This window comes from Algoriphagus machipongonensis, assembly GCF_000166275.1.
Taxonomy (GTDB): domain Bacteria; phylum Bacteroidota; class Bacteroidia; order Cytophagales; family Cyclobacteriaceae; genus Algoriphagus; species Algoriphagus machipongonensis.
This window is the reverse complement of the sequence record NZ_CM001023.1, coordinates 3774278-3798449: the sequence shown is the minus strand read 5'-3', so window position 1 is coordinate 3798449 and position 24172 is coordinate 3774278. Positions and strand designations below refer to the sequence as shown.

At 38.5% G+C, this 24172-nt stretch carries 20 protein-coding genes; 5 read left to right on the top strand and 15 right to left on the bottom strand.

The genetic code is table 11. The features are described 5' to 3' along the window. Nucleotides 1–19 precede the first annotated feature (19 nt). Nucleotides 20–1462 carry a hypothetical protein gene (locus ALPR1_RS15990; RefSeq protein WP_008202242.1) on the bottom strand — a complete coding sequence of 481 codons (1443 nt, stop codon included), beginning with the start codon at nt 1460–1462 and terminating at the stop codon, nt 20–22. Nucleotides 1463–1831: 369 nt separating this feature from the next. Here ALPR1_RS15990 and ALPR1_RS15985 point away from each other — a divergent pair, with 369 nt between their 5' ends. Together ALPR1_RS15985 and ALPR1_RS15980 are read left to right on the top strand one after the other, a co-directional pair. Further along, nucleotides 1832–3667 (top strand): rhamnogalacturonan lyase, encoded by a 1836-nt coding sequence (locus ALPR1_RS15985; RefSeq protein WP_008202241.1) that lies wholly within the window; start codon nt 1832–1834, stop codon nt 3665–3667. A gap of 160 nt (nt 3668–3827) precedes the next feature. After that, entirely contained in the window at nt 3828–6935 is a 3108-nt protein-coding gene (locus ALPR1_RS15980; protein ID WP_008202240.1) for a WD40/YVTN/BNR-like repeat-containing protein, read from the top strand. Nucleotides 6936–6937: 2 nt separating this feature from the next. Here the strand turns inward: ALPR1_RS15980 and ALPR1_RS15975 are convergent, their stop codons facing one another. The 8 genes from ALPR1_RS15975 to ALPR1_RS15945 all read right to left on the bottom strand — a co-directional run bounded on the left by ALPR1_RS15975 (nt 6938) and on the right by ALPR1_RS15945 (nt 15345). Continuing rightward, nucleotides 6938–8395: an aldo/keto reductase gene (locus tag ALPR1_RS15975; RefSeq protein ID WP_008202239.1), complete on the bottom strand. Its 1458-nt coding sequence runs from the start codon at nt 8393–8395 to the stop codon at nt 6938–6940. Nucleotides 8396–8398: 3 nt separating this feature from the next. Continuing rightward, a complete protein-coding gene (locus ALPR1_RS15970; RefSeq protein ID WP_008202238.1) occupies nt 8399–9877 on the bottom strand; it encodes an APC family permease in 1479 nt (492 codons plus the stop codon). A 131-nt stretch (nt 9878–10008) separates the two neighbouring features. Next, the gene (locus ALPR1_RS15965; protein ID WP_008202237.1) at nt 10009–10257 is read right to left on the bottom strand and encodes a DUF2867 domain-containing protein; all 249 of its coding nucleotides are present in this window, start codon (nt 10255–10257) and stop codon (nt 10009–10011) included. Nucleotides 10258–10263: 6 nt separating this feature from the next. Further along, a complete protein-coding gene (locus ALPR1_RS15960; RefSeq protein WP_085946737.1) occupies nt 10264–12150 on the bottom strand; it encodes an outer membrane beta-barrel family protein in 1887 nt (628 codons plus the stop codon). Nucleotides 12151–12203: 53 nt separating this feature from the next. Next, nucleotides 12204–12665, bottom strand: a complete 462-nt coding sequence (locus tag ALPR1_RS20750; protein WP_085946736.1) for a carboxypeptidase-like regulatory domain-containing protein — start codon at nt 12663–12665, stop codon at nt 12204–12206. A gap of 385 nt (nt 12666–13050) precedes the next feature. Continuing rightward, nucleotides 13051–14466 (bottom strand): SDR family oxidoreductase, encoded by a 1416-nt coding sequence (locus ALPR1_RS15955; RefSeq protein ID WP_008202236.1) that lies wholly within the window; start codon nt 14464–14466, stop codon nt 13051–13053. Beyond that, the gene (locus tag ALPR1_RS20845) at nt 14467–14643 is read right to left on the bottom strand and encodes a Lacal_2735 family protein (protein ID WP_008202235.1); all 177 of its coding nucleotides are present in this window, start codon (nt 14641–14643) and stop codon (nt 14467–14469) included. A 6-nt stretch (nt 14644–14649) separates the two neighbouring features. Continuing rightward, the gene (locus ALPR1_RS15945) at nt 14650–15345 is read right to left on the bottom strand and encodes an SDR family NAD(P)-dependent oxidoreductase (RefSeq protein ID WP_008202234.1); all 696 of its coding nucleotides are present in this window, start codon (nt 15343–15345) and stop codon (nt 14650–14652) included. A 261-nt stretch (nt 15346–15606) separates the two neighbouring features. On the opposite strand from ALPR1_RS15945, the gene ALPR1_RS15940 reads away from it, so the two are divergent. Continuing rightward, nucleotides 15607–16101, top strand: coding sequence for an RNA polymerase sigma factor (locus ALPR1_RS15940; RefSeq protein WP_008202233.1), 495 nt, complete (start codon nt 15607–15609; stop codon nt 16099–16101). Beyond that, on the top strand, nt 16085–16723 hold the full coding sequence (locus ALPR1_RS15935; protein ID WP_008202232.1) for a hypothetical protein: 639 nt from the start codon (nt 16085–16087) through the stop codon (nt 16721–16723). Before ALPR1_RS15940 ends, ALPR1_RS15935 begins: the two co-directional genes overlap by 17 nt. Before the next feature lie 134 nt (nt 16724–16857). Here the strand turns inward: ALPR1_RS15935 and ALPR1_RS15930 are convergent, their stop codons facing one another. The 3 genes from ALPR1_RS15930 to ALPR1_RS15920 all read right to left on the bottom strand — a co-directional run bounded on the left by ALPR1_RS15930 (nt 16858) and on the right by ALPR1_RS15920 (nt 19864). Beyond that, a complete protein-coding gene (locus ALPR1_RS15930; protein ID WP_008202231.1) occupies nt 16858–18432 on the bottom strand; it encodes a phage tail sheath family protein in 1575 nt (524 codons plus the stop codon). An 86-nt stretch (nt 18433–18518) separates the two neighbouring features. After that, complete coding sequence (gene lhpI / locus ALPR1_RS15925) at nt 18519–19457, bottom strand: bifunctional Delta(1)-pyrroline-2-carboxylate/Delta(1)-piperideine-2-carboxylate reductase (RefSeq protein WP_008202229.1); 939 nt, start codon at nt 19455–19457, stop codon at nt 18519–18521. A gap of 104 nt (nt 19458–19561) precedes the next feature. Next, nucleotides 19562–19864 carry a hypothetical protein gene (locus ALPR1_RS15920; protein ID WP_008202227.1) on the bottom strand — a complete coding sequence of 101 codons (303 nt, stop codon included), beginning with the start codon at nt 19862–19864 and terminating at the stop codon, nt 19562–19564. Between the two features lie 117 nt (nt 19865–19981). Here ALPR1_RS15920 and ALPR1_RS15915 point away from each other — a divergent pair, with 117 nt between their 5' ends. Then, nucleotides 19982–20719, top strand: a complete 738-nt coding sequence (locus tag ALPR1_RS15915) for a phytanoyl-CoA dioxygenase family protein (protein ID WP_050776406.1) — start codon at nt 19982–19984, stop codon at nt 20717–20719. 99 nt (nt 20720–20818) lie between these two features. Here ALPR1_RS15915 and ALPR1_RS15910 read toward each other — a convergent pair whose 3' ends face one another. The 3 genes from ALPR1_RS15910 to ALPR1_RS15900 form a co-directional block, all read right to left on the bottom strand. Then, nucleotides 20819–21709: an alpha/beta hydrolase gene (locus tag ALPR1_RS15910; protein WP_008202223.1), complete on the bottom strand. Its 891-nt coding sequence runs from the start codon at nt 21707–21709 to the stop codon at nt 20819–20821. 270 nt (nt 21710–21979) lie between these two features. Next, nucleotides 21980–22513 (bottom strand): dihydrofolate reductase family protein, encoded by a 534-nt coding sequence (locus tag ALPR1_RS15905; RefSeq protein ID WP_008202221.1) that lies wholly within the window; start codon nt 22511–22513, stop codon nt 21980–21982. A gap of 151 nt (nt 22514–22664) precedes the next feature. Next, complete coding sequence (locus ALPR1_RS15900; protein WP_153231825.1) at nt 22665–24050, bottom strand: M61 family metallopeptidase; 1386 nt, start codon at nt 24048–24050, stop codon at nt 22665–22667. Nucleotides 24051–24172 lie beyond the last annotated feature (122 nt).

The window sequence follows — 24172 nt, the reverse complement described above, 5'->3', positions numbered from 1 at the left end:
TGTTTAATGTAATTCATTGTTAATCACTCCTTTTGATGAATTTTGAGATACAGTGTACAACGCCTTGTCTTTTTGCAAAACTGTTGAAATCACCCAACTGATGGACCGTAAATCCAAAGCTTTCCCAAAGGTCTTTCATATGGTCGTCTAAAGCTGATAATTGGGTGTATTCCCCATGTCCAAAAGTGGGTAAATACACATGTTTGCCAAATTTCTCGCTGTTTTCCACAAGGCAATTATTACTGGTGATGTGATGCCAGTTTCTGACTAGAGCAAAATCGTTTTCCCTAGCTCCCAAACTATATAAATCCTTTAATGCACTATTTACATCTTTGTCATCCGGATTTTGAATGGCTAAGTTTTGTAAATACTTAATTGGGATTTTTCTACCTGTAAATTCAGGGTAGTGAACAAGAGGGTTTCTATGAACAATGATTCCTTCCTTTTCAAAAGAACGAGCTATTTCATCGTAAGCAGCCTGAAGGTTATGTGCTCTGTCAGAAAGACCAAGAAGTTCATTTCCAAGTTTCGGTGAACCTACCATCATTTCAAATTTACCCTCTTCGTTTTTGCCAATAAGACTCATAAACATGTCAATATGGAAAATAGGTTGATAAGGGCCGGTTCCAGCACCCACGATATCAAGGATAAACTCATCGTTTTCCTTAGATCCCACATAGGCTGCCAATGGAATTTTCTTTTTCGTTCCAGCAACAAACATGGGGCGGTTTTTATCTACATAATCAGAAAAACTTTGACGAACCAAATCTTCGACTTTTTGCCCAGGGTTAACTCTTAATGGCAACGTATGATCTTGAATATAGTCTATGGTGTCTTGATAATAATCCTTACCCAAAATCCAAAAATCATCCGCAATCAAGCAATTTCCACCTTGAAAAATCAGAGGAGCTTGAATCGAATTAAGATGGGTGTATTCTTCAATACTATCTGCCAGTAGTTGATCTCCCGATCTAGGGAATTCCCAAGGTTCCATTAAATAAAAAGTATTGTCATGTGCATCTCTTAAGGCTACATAAGCATCTTCAGCCCAATCAGTAAAGTCTACATAACTAGGTATGGGTACCCAGGAAATTGCGCTTAATGAATGGCCTGCGGCAGTAAACCAGTTCCCGATTGTTTCCCTGTCAGACTCATAATGTACAATGATGAAATTGGTCCCAATTCTGAGTGCTTGGATTAAGGATTTATAGGCATCTGTCCTTTCCGTATTTCCATATAGTGGAACTGAAGGGAAAGAGAAAAGAATCGTATCAATTCCTCCTCTAAATGAGCTGATTAATTCAGGGATTTGTAGCCCAGGAGTAGGCTGAAAATCTTTACTTTCAAAACCCACCGCCTTTGTAGAACCACGGGTTCCAGAGGATTTGATCTTATCCCCAAAGACCCGCATGTCTTTGGGTGCATCAGGATGTATCGCAAAAAAAATGGATTGGTTAATCATACTGCTATTGTTCAAGTAAAAATCGAAGTTTTAAAATTTACCACCTTTCTTTTGAAATTCAAACTCTTGACTGTCAGAGCTATTGGCTTCTATGGTTTTCTAAAGCTTAAAGTCATGAAATGTTGTTTCCTCGTTGGGTTTTAATGGGATGAGTAACGCTTTATTCTTCCAATATCCAGAGCATTAGTGCCTAGTTTGAGATCAAATTTCAAATGAGTACTCCCCTAGGGTATGATGGATTGTTCTTGAAACCTTCAAGATATTTATAGTACAAGCTGATGTTCAGGTTCCTGAATAAGAGATATTTTATTGTATTTTAAGGCTCTTCCTTGTCATGTGCCTCTAATTCTTTTGCTATAGATATAACCTATGAAAATTCAATTTTACATTACTTTTTTAACCCTCATCACAATCCCTACAATTTTACCTGCCCAAAGGCAAGTGGAAAACCTTGATCGCGGAGTAGTTGCCATCAAAACAGACGATCATACTGCTTTTGTAAGTTGGAGATTGTTTAAGGAAGATTCAGCTGACCTTGCTTTCAATCTATACCGAAAAGATAGTAATGGTAAAGTTTCCAAAGTCAATAATGATCCTATAGAGGGAGTAACCTGGTATCAGGATAAATCCTTTGATCATACTCAGAAGAATACCTGGTTTGTCAAATCAGTTAGGGGGAGTAAGGAGTCGGATGAAAAAGGAGATTTTTCTATAGGGGCTTTAACAGTTGCAAAGCCATATTTTTCTATCCCTTTAAGAAAGCCTGAAGGTTATGCTCCAAATGATGTTTCTGTGGGTGACCTGGATGGTGATGGACAATATGAAATCGTTGTTCACCAAATTGGGAAAAGCAGGGATAATTCACAAAGAGGGCTAACTGACCCTCCAATATTTCAGGCCTATGAATTGGATGGCACTTTTCTTTGGGAAATAAACCTGGGAAAAAATATAAGGGAAGGTGCCCATTACACCCAGTTTATGGTGTTTGATCTGGACGGTGACGGCAAAGCTGAATTTGCTTGCAAAACTGCCGATGGAAGCTCAGATGCATTGGGGAATGTGATAGGTGATCCCTCAAAAGACTGGAGAGACTTAGATCCCCAGTCCAAAACTTTTGGAAAAATTCTAAAGGGGCCAGAATATCTGACAGTATTCGATGGAAATACAGGTGAATCTCTGAATACAGTGGATTACATCCCATCCCGTGGTAACATCGGAGGTTGGGGTGGAGTTGGTGGTAACGGAGGTAATGATAGTTCTGGGAATCGAGTGGATCGTTTCACTGCTTGCGTAGCTTACCTTGATGGGAATCGGCCAAGCTTGATTATGGGTCGAGGATATTATGGGCGTACCGTTTTGGCAGCATTTGATTTTGAAAATGGAAAACTGGAAAGTCGCTGGGTCTTCGATTCAAAAAATAGAGAGAACCCATATTCAGGTATGGGGAATCATGGTTTATCGGTTGCAGACGTCGATTTCGATGGGAAAGATGAAATTGTTTTTGGGGCGATGGTAGTGGATGATAATGGAGAAGGTCTTTATTCTACTTGGTTTAGACATGGGGATGCCCTTCATGTCAGCGACCTTGATCCTTCGACTCCAGATTTGGAAGTTTTCGGTATCCATGAAATAGAAGAGGGGACAAAAGGACCAGGTGTAGCACTTTTTAATGCACGTAATGGTCAGGTGCTTTTTGAAGCTGCTCCAGATCAAGATGTTGGACGTGGAGTAGCCGGGAATATAGATTCTTCCCGTGTTGGAGCACAAATGTGGTGGTCGGGAAGCACTGCATTGTATGATATTCAGGGCAATGAAATTGGCGAAGCACCACGCGAAATGAATTTCCTTATTTGGTGGGACGGAGATCTTACTAGAGAATTACTAGATCGTAATCGTATTTCCAAATATGGTAAAGGGGTGGTATTTGAGGCAGAAGGAGCCACTTCTAACAATGGGACAAAAGCTACTCCTGCTTTGTCTGGGGATATATTGGGCGACTGGAGAGAAGAGTTGATTTTAAGGAGTGAAGACAATACTGAACTTCGAGTTTATTCTAGTACTATTCCTACTGCTTTTAGAATACCCACCTTAATGCAAGACTCTCAATATCGCATAAGTATAGCATGGCAAAATGTAGGTTATAACCAGCCACCACATCCAAGCTTTTACCTTGGTAAGGGAATGAAAAAAGAGCTGTTAAGATAAACAGGGAGGAAAAAAAGAGGAAAAAAATAATCCGAAAACAGAGTAGAATTCTATCGGGATTTTACCGACTATTTAATTTTATCTTATCAATAATCCCAGCATCTCTTTAGATAGGTTAAATTGCTTGAAATCGTATCACCCTGTAAAATATCCAGTCTCTATGAAATTTAGAAATACGCTCTTTCTAGTATTTTTTGTAATCGCCCACTTATTATCAGCTCAAACAACCGATCTATCAGGACTTGAAAATTTGAATATCAGAAATGTAGGTCCAGCCAATATGAGTGGAAGGATTACTGCTATTGATGTGGTAACTGACAAGCCCAAGATCATCTATGTAGGAGCAGCATCTGGAGGAGTTTGGAAGTCTGAAAATGGTGGGTCTGCCTGGACTCCGGTGTTTGATGAGCAACCAACCCAAAATATCGGGGCATTAGCAATCCAACAAACTGATCCAAATGTTATTTGGGTAGGGACTGGTGAAGGGAACCCCAGAAATTCCATGAATCTAGGAATGGGGATTTTCAAAAGTGAAGATGCAGGTAAAACTTGGGAACACATGGGCTTGGAGCATACGAAGACCATTCATAGAATCTTGGTGGATCCTACTGATCCCAATAAGGTATACGTAGGTGCCATGGGAGATCCATTCACTGAAAATGAACATCGAGGGCTCTATAAAACAAAAGATGGAGGTTTAACTTGGGAAAAGATATTGTTTTCAAATAATCGTTCAGGAATTGCAGATTTGGTTATGCATCCAAATGATCCGAATATCATTTTTGCAGCATTGTACGAGCATAAAAGAACTCCCTATTATTTTACCTCTGGTGGGTCAGGATCTGGGCTTTTTGTTTCAAAAGATGCTGGAGAAACTTGGGTGAAGCAAGGAGTAGATCAAGGTCTTCCGGCAGGTGATTTGGGTAGAATTGGATTAGCGATAGCACATTCCAACCCCCAAAGAATGTATGCAAAAATAGAAGCGGAGAAAAATGCGATATACATAAGTGATAATGGGGGTAATTCATGGGAGTTGATCAACGATAATCCAAAATTTGCCAATAATAGACCTTTTTACTTCCAGGACTTGGCAGTGGATACCGAAGATCCTGATCGGGTATATAATATTTATCAGCCCTTATCTGTCAGTTATGATGGGGCCAAAACTTTTGATACTACACCAATGATTCCTGCTGATGAGACTAAAGGAATTCATGCAGATTTTCATGCTTTTTGGGTCAATCCAAATGATGCACAACATTTTATCATTGGAGGAGATGGTGGTTTAGGAATTACCTATGACCATGGTAAAAGTTGGTATTTCCCAGAGTCAATTCCTGTTGCCCAATTTTACCATGTGGGTGTAGATCATGATGTTCCTTACAATGTGTATGGAGGGATGCAAGACAATGGTAATTGGTCAGGTCCAGCTTACACCTGGAAAAGAGGAGGGATCAGAACGCTCTATTGGCAGTATTTGGTAGGAGGAGACGGCTTTGATATTTCTCCGGATTTGGATAATTCAAGGTTCGGATACGGCTCATCCCAAAACGGTGATTTATATAGATATGATAAGCTGACCGGGTATTATGTGAGCATTCAGCCTCCTGCAATGGATGAGTCCACAATCTTGAGATTCAATTGGAATGCTGGTTTTGCAGATAATCCATTTGATTCCAACTCAGTTTATTACGGATCTCAATTTGTCCACAAGACCAAAGACAAGGGAGCCACCTGGGAAATTATTTCACCTGATTTAACTACTAATAATCCGCTTCACCAAAAAGCCGACTATGGAGGACTCACGCTAGATGTCTCTGGTGCAGAACGGTATAATTCTATTTTGACGGTTTCTCCAAGTGCTTTAGATGAGGATGTTATTTGGGTAGGCACTGATGATGGTCAAATCCAATTGACTACTGATGCAGGCAAAAGCTGGCAAAATCTAACTTCCAATATTCAGGAAATGCCAAAGGAAGGTTGGGTGGCTCAGATCCAAGCCTCTCGATACGATAAAGGAACAGCTTGGGTCGTGGTAAATGATTATAGAAAGGGAGATTATGCGCCATATCTCTTTAAAACCATCGACTTTGGGGAAACCTGGACAAGGATGGTAGATGAAAGTAATGTGAAAGGATATGCACTGACTGTCATTCAGGATCCAGTAGAGCCAAAATTAGTTTTCTTGGGGACAGAAAATGGGTTGTGGTTAAGTTTTGATGAAGGAAAGAGTTGGGAGCAATTCAAAAATGGATTTCCTTCTGTTTCCACTATGGATTTAAAAATTCAAGAGCCAGAGTCTGCTTTGATCGTAGGTACTTTTGGCCGTGCTATTTGGGTTCTGGATGATTTATTGTCTTTAAGAGAAATAGCTTCCAATCGCCTAAAAGATCGACTTACGGCACTGCCAATGAATGACGCTGTCCAAGTAAAAGGCTTGTTCATTAACCCTCCGGGAAATATCTGGACTGGTTTTAATACGACTTTTGAAGGAGAGAATAAAGTTTTCCAAAAAACGAAAATCCCATTTTACTTAAAGGGAATACCGGAAGAGAAGTCTATTGTAAAAGCAGAGGTTTTTGACTCAAAAAATAACCTTATCAATACATTGGAGTCCAATGATTTAGTGCAGGGGTTGAATTATATGATCTGGAAGTTAGATGAAGTTTCTTCTTCACCTACTGGAAGAGGTTCGGATGAATTTTCCCGAGATATCCCTGTTTTGCCAGGAGATTATAAGATTGTTTTACATTATGGTGACTACAAAGATTCTACAATAGTCAGGGTAGTGCCAGACCCAAGGTTTGATTTAGATCCAAAAGTAGATGAACAACTTTATCAATATCGAAAAGCGGCTGATGCCCAGTTAGGGATAATAGCAGGACTTTTAAAAGATATCGATGGGAAAATCGAAAGGGTTGATGAATTGATTAAAAAGCTTGAAGAAGAGGGAAATACTGGAGATTCAACGCTTGTTTTGACAAAAAAAATGAAGCAGAAATTGAAAGACCTGAGGGCAAAAGGACAAATCCCTAGACCGGATAGGCAGGTAGGGGCCTGGCAATCTTTTGAATCATCTCCTTATTCCAAAGTTCAAGATGCTTTAAAAATTGCTGCAGCTCAGACGAATGCTCTTTCATCCCAACATCAAGAAATATTGGGTCAAGCTTCTAAAATGGTGCAAGATTTTTCAAAAACTGTCAATTCATTTATGGAAACAGAATGGAAACCATTTGAATCAGTACTTGATCAAGGTTCTTCAAAATAGATTTATATTCTTTGCTGAAGAACTGCTTCTGCTTCAATTTCGACCAGATAGCCATCTCCAACTAATTTTGCTTCCACAAGGGTGTTGGCAGGATTGATATCCTTAAATCTTTCTCCATGAGCTCTGGCTACTGGCTCCCAGTCATTGATATTGTTGACAAAGATTCTTGTGCGTACCACATCCTCTAAGGAGCCTCCAAATGAAGTAAGGACTCCTTCAATCTTATCGATCACAAAATGAGCTTGTGCGGCAGGATCTTTACCGCCAATCATATTTGGGCCATGTGTGGCGGTAGTTCCTGAAACATGAACTCGATTTCCATCTTTCACAGCTCTACAATAACCTGCATACTCCTCCCATTCAGTACCACTAAAGATCTGTGATCTTTGTTCACTCTTTTTGACTGGGGTGAAAGCTTTTGGAATGGTTTCTAAATGATCACTCAAATCACCAGAGGCAGTTAAAAATGGAGGTTTTCTATATTCATCCCCACAATCTCCCGGGATGGCTTTTAATTGACTTTGTGCTTTTTTTATAGACTCAATATCTTTTGCATCAAGGTTGATATCAAGCAACTTTTTATTGTCAGCGATGTGTTCGCTTTCACCAAGTCTCGCTCCCACAATGATAGAAGCGACCGTTGGGGACTCTAAAATATAACGACCAGCTATGTTCGCGACCGATACTTGATGCTTATCTGCCACGCTTTTGAGAATTTCTAAGAGGTTTTGAAAAGGAGTCCAGCCACCTGCTGCATCAATAAAACGCTTGTATTTCATTTGAGACCAGATTTTTATTTCATCCTCTTTTGGTTCTGCTTTCCCAAGCCATTTGTCTGTTAAAAAGCCACCAGCTAGCGTTCCAAAGGCTAATAGTTTCACATTATAGGTTTCACAGACATTTTTCATTTGCTGAGAAGCCCTTTGATCAATAACAGAATGACACACCTGATTGCTGACTATAGGGATGCCGCTGGCACAGGCAATTCTTAAGTGGGCAGCATCAAAATTGGTAACTCCCAGATGCTTGATCAGCCCTTCCTCTTTCAGCTCCTTTAGGTAAAAAAGTCCATCCAGCCAGCTTGGATCAGGATAAAACCAAGCATGAAATTGTAATAAATCAATGGAAGGCTGTTGCATCCTAACCAACGCAATATTTACTGCTTTACGAACATCCTCACGACTGATTTTTCCCGGTTTTGGAACCCATTTGGTGAACAGTTGAATGCTATTTTTGTCAGCGAGACTATTTTTAAAAGTACCAGCAATAATTTCACTTGAGCCATAATGATCGGCCATATCAAAAGAGGTTAAACCGGCCTCCATATATGCCTGCATATGCTTTGAAGTAGCAATGGGGTCTAGCGTTTTCCCATCCCTTTCCATATCGGCGATTTGCCAAAGACCTGTTACTATTCTTGAAATTTTTAAATCTTCCGCTAATTCAATTTTTGCATTCATTTTTTATTCTTTTGGGAGTTCCAAAAACCGTTGTCTCAAATTAGGTTCTTTATTTTTTAATTGCTTCCATTTATAAGCGAAAATGATACTAGCCAAACCCATTACGATTAACCAAATAGGGGTGGAGTGAAAGTACCATGCACTCGTAGTGGCTGTTAGGTCTTTATATGTATGAATACCAAGAAAACCAGTGAGGGAAATTATTCCCGCCCAGCCTATCAGTAGCTGTATCTTCCTGATTTTTAAAACAGAAATATCTTTTGCTATCAAAGGATTAACCTTGGGGATTGTGATCAGTGTAATACACATCAATAGAAAATTCACCATCATGGAAGTGACCATAATGTCAATTCCCAAAAAGAAATCACCAGCAAAATGAGACCCTAATACCCCTATGCTAGCCATTAATCCAGCTACCAACAAGGCGACAAATGGCGTGTTGTTTTTAGGGTGGATTTTTGAAATTACTTTTGGGAAAATCCCATCCTCTGACCAGGCAAACATCAGTCTGGAAACGGATAATAGCATGGCAGGCAAATCATTGATCAAAGCAATTGCTGCTCCTACAATGATGGCTATTCCCAAGCCAGAGGGTAACACGTAACTCAATAATCCTGGCGCAGAAATATCCTTAATCATAGCCTCTTCCGCGATAAAACTCCAAGGGATAATATGATAAACAGAAGCTGAGAAGAGGAAATAAAATAGCCCAACTCCAAGTATGGCCAAGACGATTGCTTTTGGTAAATTCTTAGTGGGATTTTTGGCCTCACCACCTGCTTGGGCAATGGAGTCAAAACCGATAAAACTAGAAAAAAGAAGAGCTGCCGCGGACAAAAATACCCGCAAATCAAACTCAGTTTCAGTAGTTGGCACAAAGGTTCTTGCTTCCTCTTTTTGGAGAGCAATTAAAAAATCACTGGAGTCAAAAAATATACCTGAAATAATTACAATTCCACCCAAAGCAAACATTAAAAACATCATGGGTAATACGATCTTCTCATAGGTTTTTATGCCTCGAATATTGATCATGACAAACCCCCAAATAAAGCTCAATGCAAGACCAACTCTTACCCAGCCTATTTCGAGTGTACTTGAGATATCATCCCAACCAAAACTAGATGTGATATCACGGATAAAAGGAACGGTCAGGTAAGAAATAACCCCAATAACGATAGATAGTCCAAACCATTGAGAGAAGCTGGCTACAAAACCTAAATAGGGGTTGAGGCCTCGACTTGCATAGATATAACTTCCTCCGGCTCTTGGCATGGCTGAGGAGAGGATGCCATAGGCAAAAGCGGCAAAAAGTGCGGGAATTGCTGCAAATAGAAAAGCTGGTAAAACATAGGGTCCGATGCCTGGGACATTCCGTTGGATCATAAATGGAACCACGTTAATCGAGGCTCCAAGCATAGAACAGACTCCGGTGGCAATTAGAGCTAAAAGCCCCATTTGCCGAGTCAATTTAGGGTTGCTCACAGAGGAGAGGTGGTTTATTAATTTCTAACTTGATTGAAAAAGCAAAATATGTTTTAATCGTCAGAAATAATGATTTTTCTGATCTTTTCGGCAGTAGAATTAATATTGAAATAAGTAATTGATCCCTATAATCATTGACTTAGGAACCGAAGCATTCCATTGAAAATAAAGCCATGGAAAGGGAAAACAGCATACCAATAAAGGCGCCCAGAAATACCAGAGGGGCGGAAAGTTGCAGTTTGCTTGAGTACGCCATCTTTTAAGTTAAACTCTAGCCAAGCTTCTCCTGGAAGTTTCATTTCTGCAAATGATAAAAGTCGATTTTCCTGCTTATTTGCATAGACCACCCGCCAAAAGGTTCTTTTTTCACCAATCTCCACTTAAAATCAGTTTGTCCGCTGAGATTCCTCTTCTGATCCAAGTTTTCTTTGTCGAGCTGCTTTCAAATCTTGGTTGCCTAGAGTATAGGTTAGGTTAATCATTGCTACTCGTGTATCGAATTGGAGGTGATAGTCTGAGTTAAAGCCCGGTACATCTATTTTTCCAATAAACTTATTGGTGTGAAAAATATCTTGGATACTCAATCTGGCTTTAAATTTCGAGCTAAAAGATTTTTGAATTCCAAGATCAAGCGAACCCAGCCATGGTGCACGAGCCAGAGCTTGGATAGAGGGGGAGCTAATCCATCCAGTTAATTCACCTGTCCAACCTTTTTGAAATGCAAAAGTATTAGACATGTTTAACCTACTGGAAATTTGTTCCACTATAATAGGGTTTTCCTGATAGAGGTAATTAAACCGACTATATAGTCCTGTGAAATTCAATTGAGCATTCCACCCTTTCATAACTTCAAGTGGATAGCTGATAGTGATATTATATGATTGGGAGCTGCCGACATTATCTGGAGTTCTTTCTGTACGGATGCTATCAACAGGTTGTATAAGGTAAAAAATCAAATCAGTTACAAAACTTGCACCTACTGAAGTATAAAGCTTGTCCTTGAAACCATGTTTTAATTCAAGCGAATGAGTGTATTCCGGTTGTAGGAATGCGTTACCTCGGCTGTATAAAAAGGGGTCAACATAAGATCGTGCGGGATTTAAGAATTGGTAGCTAGGTCGATTGATTCGATAACTATAAGAAAGAACCAAAGCATGGTTTTCTGATAGTTTATTAGAGATAAATACACTGGGAAAGACATTCAAATAATTTCTTTTAACGGAACTTTCCGAGTTAAGAGATTTTCCTTCAGAAATTGTATGTTCTCCTCTTAAACCCATTTGAGCTTGGGTGGCCTCACCAAGTTTACCAGAAAAGCTGATATATGCAGCATTTACATTTTCGGTGTAAATAAAATGGTTTGATAATATGGGGTCTATAACGAGGTTTCCTTCTTCTCCTTGAGATAAGGTTAAATCATTATCGCTTTCTACAAAAGCAGTTTTGAGACCAGCTTCCATATTCCAATTGTTGAATACCACACGGCTATAATCAACTTTAGCAGTTCTGATTGTGATAGTTGTAGGCATTTCAGTTAAGAGACCCTGCCTTGGTTGGGTAGGTTCCTCCGGAGTGTGACTATCAGTCTGTAATGTATTTGAGTATTGTCTTTTGAATTGGCCAAGATCAAAGTCTGCAGTAAGCTGTCCACCATTTTCACCGAATTTATGTTGAAAATTCAGGTTGCCAACATTGTTTTTAGAGATACTACTGATTTGTTTAGCTGTACTTGTTTCTAAATAATAGTCGCCATTTTTCCTTTGGAAATCGCTACTGGCAATTCCATCTTCGCCATTATTACTCCAGAATCCAGTCCAAACCACACCTATTGTTGTGTTTTTCCCTAAGAAATAGTCTGCTCCTGCTTTTGCGTTTTGACCCCAGTTATCAAATACAATGTAGGTTTTTTGATCAATGTAATTTTGTTGCTCTCCCTTTTCAATAAACTGTCTACTATCTAGATCAAAATATCCTCCTCCTGCATTTGCACTATAGTTACCAAACACGTTGATTTTCTTTGCTCGATGGTTGATTTGCAAGCTTCCTCTTTCTCTGTCAAAACGCCCAGAACCAGCTCCTAATGATATTGATCCATTCGTTCCGATATCATTATTCTCCATCAATTTAATGTTGATAATGCCTGAGTTCCCTGCAGCATCATACTTTGCAGAAGGGTTTGTGATCAACTCGATCTGATCAATGTTATCACTAGACATGGTACTAAGCAAGATGACCAAATCCTCCATGGATAAATAGGTTTGCTTTCCGTCCATTTGGACGATTACCCCGTCTTTACCTCGAAGTCGGAGAGAATTGTTTTGTCTGTCTATGGTAACCCCAGGAGCTTTTCCAATACCTCTAGAGCCGTAGACCCACTGGCAATAATACTGTTTGAAACATTGACCACCATCTTATCAATATATTGTTCTACAAATGGTCTTTTCTCCACGACCATCACTTCATCCAGCTGTTGGCTGTCTTCTTGTAGATAAAGAGTAATTCCTTCAACAGGGGTAGTCTCAACCAAAATAGGAGGTAGGTAAACCTGTTTATATCCCATCATTGAAGCAGAAATAAGATACTTCCCGCTAGGAACATTAAAAATCGCAAAGTTTCCTAAGGTGTCAGTAACAGCACCTTTGATCAAAGAAGAATCCGAGGTAGTCAGTAAAAGAACATTGGCAAATGATAAAGGGGATCCAGATGGTTCGAGTACTTTTCCGGAAATTGATTGGGCTCTAACCCCAAGTACCAACAAGAATGCAAGTAAAAAGAAGAACTGTTTCATAGGTAAAAAAGAAAAATTGGAAAAAGAGAAAAATATCAACTGAAAATAAACATCTACTGAAGTTTATTATGTACAATTTATAATTAAAAAACTACAAACGCAATAAAAAAATACAATTGGAATAAATTTTTAGAATAATATTAATTTTTTGTAAATACCTGAAAAATAAATAGATAGGTTGTATTTAAGAAATCAATGTTAGTTTTTTAAATCATGAAATAGTTATATGTTTTTTTAAAAAAAATATTTCAAACTCTTCTGTTCCATAATGTGGAATTGACTTATTATTTGAGTTTCTATCTGTAGAAATTGCTTGAAAACTGTTCTCGAAAAATCATCAAAACAATAAAAATTTAAACTGTTAATAGTTTGAAACCCCGATGATTCAACTAGCTAGCTTATTTAGCATTCCATTGAAAATAAAGCCGTGGAAAGGGAAAACCGCATACCAATATAGGCGTCCAGAAATTCCTGAGGGTCGGAAAGTTGCAGTTTGCTTGAGTATGCCATCTTTTAAGTTAAACTCAAGCCAAGCTTCTCCTGGAAGTTTCATTTCTGCAAATAGTAATAACCTTCCTTCTTTTTGATTGGCATAAAGCACTCTCCAAAAATCCAATGCATCCCCCGGCAATAGTCGGGAAGGGTGACTTCTTCCTCTTCTTAATCCTACGCCTCCTACCAACTGGTCTAAAAAACCTCTCACTTTCCATAACCAATTCCCATAATACCAGCCTTTATCCCCACCGATTTGCCAGATTTTTTCCTTAGTCAACTCCGTATCCTTTACTTCCATGGACCTCACATCTTTAAAGCAACCGTATTGAGGGACAGAAAGGTTGATATCTATTTTTTGGTCTATTACACCGCTGCTCCAGGAATCCTTCCAACTGGATAGAATCTCGTTCCCTTTGATTTTGTAAAGGGTCTTTTTCAGGGCTGTTTTGTAATCACTTGGCTTCACATCTAGGATTTCATTGATAGAACTCGGTTGACAAATCACCTCTACTTTCATACTGCTGACCAAAGCTGTAGCTAATTTGTATGAGGTAGAAGTGACGAAGTAAAGCCAATAGGAAGAAAGCCTGGGAGTCATGACCGGCACGATATAGATTTTTCTTTCTAAACCTCTGGCTTCCGCAAAGCCAAGAAGCATTTCTTTGTATGATAGGATATCTGGACCACCTATGTCAAAATTTTGATCGTAAACTTCTTTTTTTAAAAGTGCTTTTTGTAAGAAGGCAATGACATCAGCAATCCCAATCGGTTGACATTTTGTGTTAAGCCATTTTGGGGTGATCATGATCGGAAGTTTTTCCACTAAATCACGGATGATTTCAAAGGATGCACTGCCCGAACCAATAATGATTCCAGCTCGAAAAGTAGTGAAGTGGTACTTGCCTTCCTTTAATTCCACTTCCACGGCTTTTCTTGAAGAGAGGTGTTTGGATAAGGATGATTCGTTAACGATTCCACTCAGGTAAATAACATGTTTTGCATCCGTCTGATTAATTGCTTCTCTGAAATTTCTGGCACATTTAAGCTCTAATTCCTCATAATCAGAGGAGGCCGCCATGGAATGCAATAGGTAATAAGCTCCATCAATATCTTTTGGGATTTTATCCAGGGATTCCTTTTCCAAAAAATCTACTTCTATTACCTCTATATGAGATTCAAATTCTGGCTCTGGGTTAAACCTACTGGTATCTCGGACACAACAAATCACCTGATGGCCATTTTCTATCAGAACAGGGAGTAATCGTTTCCCGATATAACCAGAAGCGCCAGTCAGGAGTACTCTCATTTATTGGTCTTGTTTTTTGAGGAGTTCTATTTCTTTGATCACTTCCTCTGCTTCCGCTAATTTTTTATCACTTTCAGTTCTGTTGACCGTGGATAGCTTATATGATTCCTGCTGAAGTTTTTTATACTTTTCTTCCAGCACTTCGATTTTTGATTTCTTCTTGAATATTCCAAACATGATTTTTTATTTAATACTTGACATTCCCCCATCTACATGAAGTACTTGACCGCTCATCCAGGAGGATTTTTCGGAGAGAAGAAAGGCAGCCATTTCAGCTATATCCTCAGGCATGCCTATTTTTTTTAACGGATGTCTCTGTCCATTGGCTTCCTTTTTTTCATCTGATCCCAATAGTTTACTAGCCAAAGGAGTATCTGTCACAGAAGGAGCGATTGCATTGACACGGATAGAAGGAGCCCATTCAGCCGCCAAAGACCTGGTCAATCCTTCCAGAGCACCTTTAGAGGCAGCTACCTGAGTATGGAAGTTGAATCCCATCTGAACAGCCACCGTGGAAAATAGGACTACAGAAGAATTTTCTGAAGCTTTCAATTTTGGGCTAACTGCTTGTAAAACTTTAATGGCTCCCAAGACTTGAAGTTCAAAATCTTCTTTGAATGCCTCTGGTTTAATTCTGGCAAAAGGCTTCAAATTGATGCTTCCAGGGCAATAAGCAACTCCATCGAGTTTTTCAGGTAGAAAATTCAAGTCTAATTCCTCTTCCATTACATTCAGGTGAGAATAACTGATCTTGGAAGAAAGACTGTCAATGGGGTTTTCATTATAAGTCGCATAAACTTGATGCCCTGATTCTGTCAATATTTTCGCAAGAGATTTACCAATTCCGGAGGATGCTCCTACAATCAAATAATTCTTCAAAGTTGATATAATTTAAGGATTTGACTTCGATCTAAATTGCCTTGCTATAAAGGCCAATACTTAACTCATCAACTTCGATTTCCAGTATTTGTTTAATCTAAAAATGATGGGTAGAAATGAAAAAGCAATTTGGGGAAGGCCTGAATTGTTTGTTTTGGTTTAAGGATTATTTCAAATTGGATGCTTTCCTTAGAAAAAAAATAATGCCCAGACTGTAATGATTTTTAATTTTCTCCACTAACCAATATAAACAGGCAGAAAGTGAGCAGCGATTTCTATACTTCATTCATATTACCACATGCAGGCATTATCATCAAAATCTGTAGAGCTTATACTGATACAAAAGAGGATTTTGAAGATTATTACCAAGAGGTATGTCTTCAGATTTGGAGAAGTAGAGACAACTTCAATGATCAGTCAGAATGGTCTACCTGGATTTACCGACTGAGCCTAAATGTGTGTCTGACCTTATTGAAGAGTAGTAAAAAGAAAAAGCAGGTAATTCTTTCTGGTCATCAACCGGTGGATCGGCCAGAAGATAGTACTTCTGATTTTTCAGATGAATCGCTAGCCCAACTTTATGCAGCCATAAGGCAACTTTCAGAAGTAGATAGAGCGGTCATACTCTTGTATTTGGAGGAGAAGTCCTATCAAGAAATTTCGGTGATTATTGGCACTAACGCCAATAACATTGGTGTGAGAATTAAAAGAATTAAAGAACGTTTAAAGAAAATATTAGATGGAAAAGTCAATTGAAAATATATGGAAAGATGGGTTTTTAAATGAAGAAGCATTGGTTGCTCCTCAAGTCAATGACCTATATAATCGAAAGTCAGCCCACATTATTGAGAAATATAGCAGAATGTTTCGAAACAATATTTGGTTGATAATTGGAGGGTCTTCGATGCTTTGGATAGCATCCTATTTTGCGGGGGCTCTATTGGCAGGAAGTATAGTGCTCGTCATGATGTTATATGTGGCTTATACTGCAACAAATGAAATGAAGGCACTAGAGAAAGTGGATAAGGGTCAAAATAGTTATGCCTATTTGAAAGCTTTTAAAGATTGGATAGAAAACTCTATAGAGCGATATGGTAGCATGTATAGAGTAGTATACCCTGCCTTAATTCTAACTTTTTATTTTGGATTGTGGTTTTCCGATATCTTTTTGGGGATACGGGAAAAAGTGGTTGAGTCTTCGAATGATCTAATTTTTGGGGTGCATATTCAATCCACGATTCCTATTTTGCTGGGAGCTATATTGATGAGTGTTTTTGCTAAAAAAATCCATAGAGAAGATGTGAAAACCATATATGGAGGCATTTTAAAAAAGCTTGATGATGCTATTTCCGAAATGGAGGAGTTGAGCAGGGGTTAGGATGATGATGCTCCAAATCCTCTTCTAACAAAATATATTATCTACTGGCGCCAATATTTTCTAGATAGGCGCCAGTTTTTTTGATTTATTGAGCTTGTAAAACAAGAAAATTAAATCAACTCAAGAATTAGCTTTTAAGCTTTTGCCATTTTTTGTTCTAGTGAAATATCTATGAATTCTGCAGGATGTGTTAGTGCAACTTTTATTGATAATCTTAATACTCCCTCTAGAATGTCATTTTCAGTCATAGTAGTCCCAATTCCGCAGGCAACCGAAAAGGAATCCTTTGAATTAGCTCCAGCCAAACCACCTTGCTTCCAAATGGAGGTAAGGAAGTTGCTGATCAACTTAGTTACTGTTGACCAGGTGTTTTTATCATTAGGCTCAAAAACATAAGCTTTTAATGCTGCCTTACAGGACTGCTCTATAAATATCAAAGTTCTCTTAACAGATATATATCTATAATCTAGGCTATTGCCATCTAAAGTTCGAGCTCCCCAAATCAATATCCCTTGACCATTAAAAACACGAATTGCATTGATGGATTTACCAGTGGCCGGGTCTATATTAAAGTTTTCCTGTTGAGAATCCGTCAATCGTATGGGTAAGTTGATGACTCCCATTAAGGATTGATTTGCAGGTGCTTTCCAAACTCCAAAAGAGTTATCAGTCATCGTGATTACACCCGCGATGCCAGCACTTGGAGGAAGTGTATTTGCTTCTTTCAAAACCTTAGAAATTATCTCTTTATAAGCTTTGCTAAGCATATACAAGGATTTGTGAATTTGCTTCTCTGTGAATTTTGAAGGCTTGTCTTCAATTTGCTTAAATAAATCCGATACGTTTTTATCAGGGTGATCTTTAGGGTTGATGATTTCTTGGAGTTTGCTTATATCTCCTCCAAATAAGATGGTGAAATCAATGTCCCGATCTTGCATGATGGTAGTTTCCACAAAAGGATAATATGCCGCTCCATAGCTTAGACTTTTACTTCCTATACTTCTCCTAAAAGACTCTATTCCCTCATTAAAAGTAATAGGGTCAGGATTTTTTCCACAAGGAACATCCAAAATACTGATTGCAGTCCCCATTTCTTCATTTTGCTGAAGCATCATTTGAGTCAATTTTCCAAATTCAGCTTTAGAAAGCAGCGTTGCTTCAGGACAGACATAAAGAGTGGGCTCCGGTTCATTTTTTAAGAGTTGTAACCCTTTCACTAAATCGTTTAGGCGAATATTAGGGTTTATAAGGTCTTCTCCGATTTTCTGTGCTGCATTCGATGGAGAACCATAAGTACCCACAGATACAATATAAGCATCACTACCTCCATTTTGAAAGAATAATAGAATGCTGCTATATAGGTAATAAACAGTGGAGGGATCTGGTACTATGGCATAGTAACTACCTCTTATTGTTAGCCAAGGAGTATTTTCTGGCTCTTTTTCCTGTTTTACCAAATAGTATGAAGGAGTATATTGCTGTTTGGGGTTTGAAGAATTGGGCTCATTAGGAAAGCAAAAGATACTTTTGAATTCATTAAATGAGCTTATTTTCACCGGTTTATTGATGCAGGATTTTCCGTTAAGGTTTGCCTGTGGAGTGTATCCAATAAAAGCAGGAATGGCAGTTGCGACGCCGACAACGGAATTTGGAAAAGCATTTTTTTCTTCGATGTAAACTCCAGGCATTTTGATGTTTTTATCGGACATAGAAAAATAAGTTTTAAAAGTGTGTACTAAGAAAGTTGCTAGATAAGTTAAGGATCATTTTCTATAACCCAGCAAAAAATACAAAACTAAGCATTGTAGCTTTTGTAGATCAGGAGTGCGGCAGCAAGATCTTCAACGGCAAGTCCTGCAGATTTAAATAAAGTGATCTCATCATTCGAACTTCTTCCCGGATGAATCCCTTTTACTAGTTCTACGATGTCAGCTTTGATGTCATTTTCTGTAATAATCCCTTCAGCAATAGGAATAGCAAGTTCGCCTGACTCATGTAATGCTCCTTCACGGGAATCTAAGAAAATTGAACTTTTACGTATAGCGTCATTGTCTGTTTCTCGGGTAGTAGGTTTATGGGAACCAATCATATCTAAATGTGCTCCAAGTTTAACCCATTCCCCTTTAATGATAGGGTCTTTAGATAAGGTAGCACAGGAGATAATATCTGCATTGCGAGCGGACTCCTCTAAATTGGAGACGCTTTCCGCAGGGATTCCTTGATCCTTTAGGTTATTGACAAAGGCTTCCATTTTTTCTTGGTTTCGCATCCAAACACTAATTTTTTTGAAATTCCTTACTGACATATGAGCTTGAACCAAATGATTTGCAACACTTCCACCTCCGACAATTAAGAGGTTTTCAGCATCTTTTCTAGAAAGATAAGAGGATGCAAGGGCGGATGCACAAGCTGTTCTTCGTGCAGTTAGTTCCGTAGCATTCATCATCGCCAGTGGTTGACCGGTTTTAGAATTACTTAGAATGTACTGTGCAAAAATAGAAGGCATGTTGTTTTTGGCGTTAGTCGGTGCCACAGTGACCTGCTTCATACCCATGTATTCATTATTCCATACAGGCATTAAAATAAGGGTGTTTTCTTCGCCGTCTTCTGTTTTGTAAAAATGATGATGCCTAACAGGCATGGTGTAATCAGATTTGAAAATTTCGCGAAGCTCTTCAATCAGTTTTTTGTAATCTAAAAGGGTGCTGATTTTATCTTCTGGGATGATTTGCATGTTGAATGGATTGGTCTAAAAATTAAAGGTCGAGAAATTAATCAATAACTCTTAAGGAATAAGAGCTCTATTTTAATTTGTTATTTGTAGTAATTTTAGTTGCCTTACTTAGTTTTTTTCTCTTGTTTATTTTCTTCTAAAATAGCCTCCAGTTTCTTTGCTCTTTTGGGATCATTGGCCCATCGGTAAAGATTTGCTGCCTTTTCACCCGCTTTTTCTACGAATCCAGTATTGTCGATCTTGGTCAACCAACCTATAAATTGGCGGACTATAGGGAGGTAAGGAGCCATGAGTAAGGAGGCCAGAGCGATCAATAACCAACCAACAGGGATAAAAGGTACCATCAAGGCCGCCAAACCAGCGATAAAAATCAAAAAGGCAATTCCAGGTATGATGAATTTTTTCACATTAAAGAGATACGCAGGAGAGTAGAAAAGTTGTGGATTTTTGGCTTTTATTACCTAAACTCATATTGAAAAACTAATATCATTATATCTGTATCTTGATTCTTAAAATGAATGTATATGCTTACGAAAAATGAAATTGATTTTTTGGATACTTACGGTTATCTCAATTTAGGGCAGTTACTAAGTGATGATCAAGTCAATCAAGTCAATAATAGAATTGCCGAATTGATTGAATCAGAAGGGGAGAAGGCAGGCGCAGAATTAGTAGAGTCCAAATACATTCGACACCCGAAAGAGGAAGGGGCCGACCGATTAGCAGACTTGGTTAACAAAGGAGAGGTGTTTGATATGTTTTATACGCATCCACGTGTTTTGGCCGGGATTGAAGCTGTTTTAGGCCAACAATACAAATTGTCATCTCTTAATTACAGAGCAGCAAAACCAGGTCAAGGGCTTCAAAAGCTACATGTAGATTGGAAAAATACTGTTGTGAATGAAATGTATCAGGTTTGTAATAGTATTTGGTTATTGGACGATTTTACAGAGAATAATGGGGCCACACGGATTGTTCCTTCCTCACATAAATGGAGTGAGTTGCCCGATGAAGCCCTGATTAATCCTTTAGACAAACATCCTAAGGAAATCAAAATAATTGCCCCCGCAGGCTCTGTCTTCATTTTTAATTCCCATGTTTGGCATGGAGGAACAATGAACGAAACTTCAAAAATCAGGAGGAGTATCCACAGTTACTTCTGCTCAAAAGAGCAACCCCAACAGATCGATCAAAAGAAATATATCACTGAAGAAACTTTGCTGCGGATTGGTGAAAAAGGAAGAGCGATTTTGGATGTTTAGTTCATAATACAACCAGTAAATACTATGGGATGCAAATAGTAAGGGAGTCAGGGAGGAGGCATATTAATAGATGTTTTTACATCCCTTTTTCAATTTAAATTAAGGCCTGTTTACAATCCAGGGATAAGCGTTTCTAAATCCATTTTTCCAAGTAGAGTGAGAATGACCCAATCCATCTTCTATGTCTAGTTTGATGTTTTCTTTGGGCATGCCTTGTTTCAGAAGGGTATCACGCATTTTCAATATATTTTCAATGTTTGAACTTTCCAGCTCTCCTGCATTGAAGTAAATTTTTTGAGTGAATAGGGACTCATTATTTTGATGAAGTGAGAATACCTTTTCATTTACCCAAAATGATGGAGAAAACACGATAGCTCCGCCGAAAGTGGAAGGGTAATTCATCAGCATATAATAAGACATCAACCCACCCAAAGATGCTCCTGCAATGATGGTATACTCTGGGTCTTTTTTGGTTCGGTATTTTGAATCTACCCATGGCTTGAGGGTTTCTATAATCCAAGCAGCATGCTGGTCTCCCTCATAGCTTTTGTCAGCAAAAAAACCTGTTTCTGGGAAGGGTTTGTATTCTTTGATTCTCTCAGATGAATTATAAATACCTATGACGATGGATTGCTGCTGGCCTAGATTTCCAAGACTATCCAAAACCTCATCAATCTGCCATTCAGTGCCCTCTTGGATCTTCTGGTCAAAAAGGGACTGTCCATCTAGAAAGTAGATCACAGAGTAATCAGTGCTGTCTAGCGCATAATTTTCTGGCAAATAGATGGCCAAGGTTCGTTTTTCTCCCAGGTAGTCAATGGATATGATATCAGGGAGAATGGTTACATTTTTTGAGGCTGTATTCTCTAGTTTTTTTACTTTTTCCTGACGGTTTTTCTCCCGTATTCCCTCAGATATTTTAATGTACCCAAAGTAAATTATCCCCAGCAACAAGGTTATTCCAATAAGATAGGGTAATTTAATTTTCATGTATTCTTAAATAAAGCTTAGAAAATTTTGGGTAGGAGATAGGGGGCTAAGTTTTAAAAAAAAAGGTTGATGTCGTATATCAGCTTAGTCTTTTTATTCATTTCCCCATCAAAATAACGGATATATTGAAAGGAGACAAGCTTGACTTTTTAATCAATTCTGTGCTTTAAACTAAAAACTATCGGGTTGTGGTAAGGTTTAGTAGAAGTATTCATTATTCTCAAAAGAGCTTGCTGATTGTTTAAATGGAACATCCTTCCTCATTCAGTATTACTTTCTAATATCATAAGTCAGGATAGTGAGTCCATCCTTAAATGATTCCGTTTCCTTTAAAATCCATTTTGCCTTTTGGCTTGAGTTACCGAATAACTTTATTCCTTCCCCAAGAATAATCGGGTTGAGTTTCAACTTTAACTGGTCAATAAGCCCATTATCTAATAACCAGCCAGCAAACTCTCCTCCGCCACATAAGTAAATGTCAGTGTCAGCTTTACTTTTAATTTCATTTACTCGGTCAATTGATTTTGGTTCTATGTGTACCAAGTCAGACTTCTTTTCAAATTTTAAGGAATCGGAAAAAATATAGTGTTCCATATGAGCATAGGCAGGCTGCCCTGGTTCAAGACCGTACTGATAACCAAATTCGTATGTTCTGCGACCCATGATCACTGTGCTGAATTTTTTTAAGTCAGCTAAGTATTTATTTACTCCATCTCCACTTGGAACGAAATCACCTATTTCATCATTGGGTCCCGCTATAAAACCGTCAAGGGAACTGGCTACATAGTATATGATTTTGGGCATGAGATTATCTTTTTTTGATGGGTAGAAGATTCTGGAACATAGCTTTAACTATTTACAGCTTCCTCATAACTACCCTAGATTGTGCAACCTTTTTCCATTCAAAGGCTTATAGGTACACCTAATTTAAAATATTACCTAACCATAACATAAGCTATTCCGGGGCATTTTGCCATTTATTCCATATCGGACTTAAATCAACTCCCGTTGCCTTGGACATGATGGGCTCAATCTCATTGTATTTAAATGCTCTTTGATTGTCTTCTGACCAATTTAGCAAACCAAGAATCGCGTCTCTAAAGGATTTACTCCCATTGGTTTGTTTTTGAATATACTCATCCAAATCATAAGCCATTAAAGCTCCTCTTGAAAAAAGGTTTTTTCCTATTCTAAAATCAGAGGCATATTGGGTTGAACCTAAAAGAGATAATTCCTTTAAGGTTTTGGTTTTAATAAAATCTGGGGCATTGTCCATGTTGGATTTCCACCAATTTAACCTTGCCTCGTCGCTTAGGATTTGCTGGAAAGAAACATACCAAATAAATCCTTCATTCAGCCAGATTGTTTCGATTAGTGGGGCCACTTGCCATGCAAATGGGCGGTATCCTTCTCCCCAGGATCTTAATGGAACCCATGAGTGCCCCATATGATGTACGATAGTTCCTAAATCTCTATTCGGAATATATTCCAGCGAAATATCCCTGTGCGCCGTCATGCTGTTGAGATGTTCCATATTGAAACCGTAGTCATGTCTAGGTGATATGGGTTCCAGAAACTCATAAACTAAGGTATAATGAGGCATAGGAACGTATCCAAAATAATCAGATAGCTTCTTTAGCGATGATAAACCTGTTTTCCCTATACCTTCCAAATCATTTCTTGTCGCAGCATAGGCTGCTACATATAAAGGGATTTGTGCTTCTTCAACTCGAATGACCTGGACTCCATTACCCAAGAGATACTGGGCATCAACCAAAGCGGCATAGTTTTCAATCTTATATGTATCCGTTCCCGATTTGCGATTGGTATCAGGTCTTAGCGTGCTGAAAATAGGCCAAGAAGGCTCAGTGTTGATCGTTAAATTGACGGCCTCTGCTTCCATTCCTTCAATAAACCCAAAGATAGAATAGCCGAATAGTCCCATATAGTCTTCTCTGGCTTTGGAACTCGTGGAGGCATCCAATAAATCAATTTCCATTTTTTGAATGTCGACCGTATAACTCACCTTATTCAAAAGCTCATTACTTGCTCCAAAAGTAAAGAAGCTTCCATCCCCAATCATCCCTGGCAACTGCTCTCCTGTAGCTGTATAACCTACAACATCATCCACAAAGGTGATGTAGTTGGTTAGAATATAGGTTCCTGGTGCACTTCTTGGAATCACTAAATTGGCATCACTGGCCGATAAACCTTCAAATGTGATTTGAATGGTTACTTTATTTAAATCTGCTTGCTGTTGAAGCAAATAGCTAACCTTTTGCTGGGCATTTAGATTTGAGACATAAATGAAAAACGAAAATAGAACGAAGATTCCTCTCATGTTGAAAATGGTTTGTGCCCCTTGTAAAAAATCCATTGCGGCCTAATACGTTTATTTCGGCACTGCTAACAGTAAAATTGGGAGTTACTAAACCAAAGTAAGAATTTTGTTTGTCCTATTTA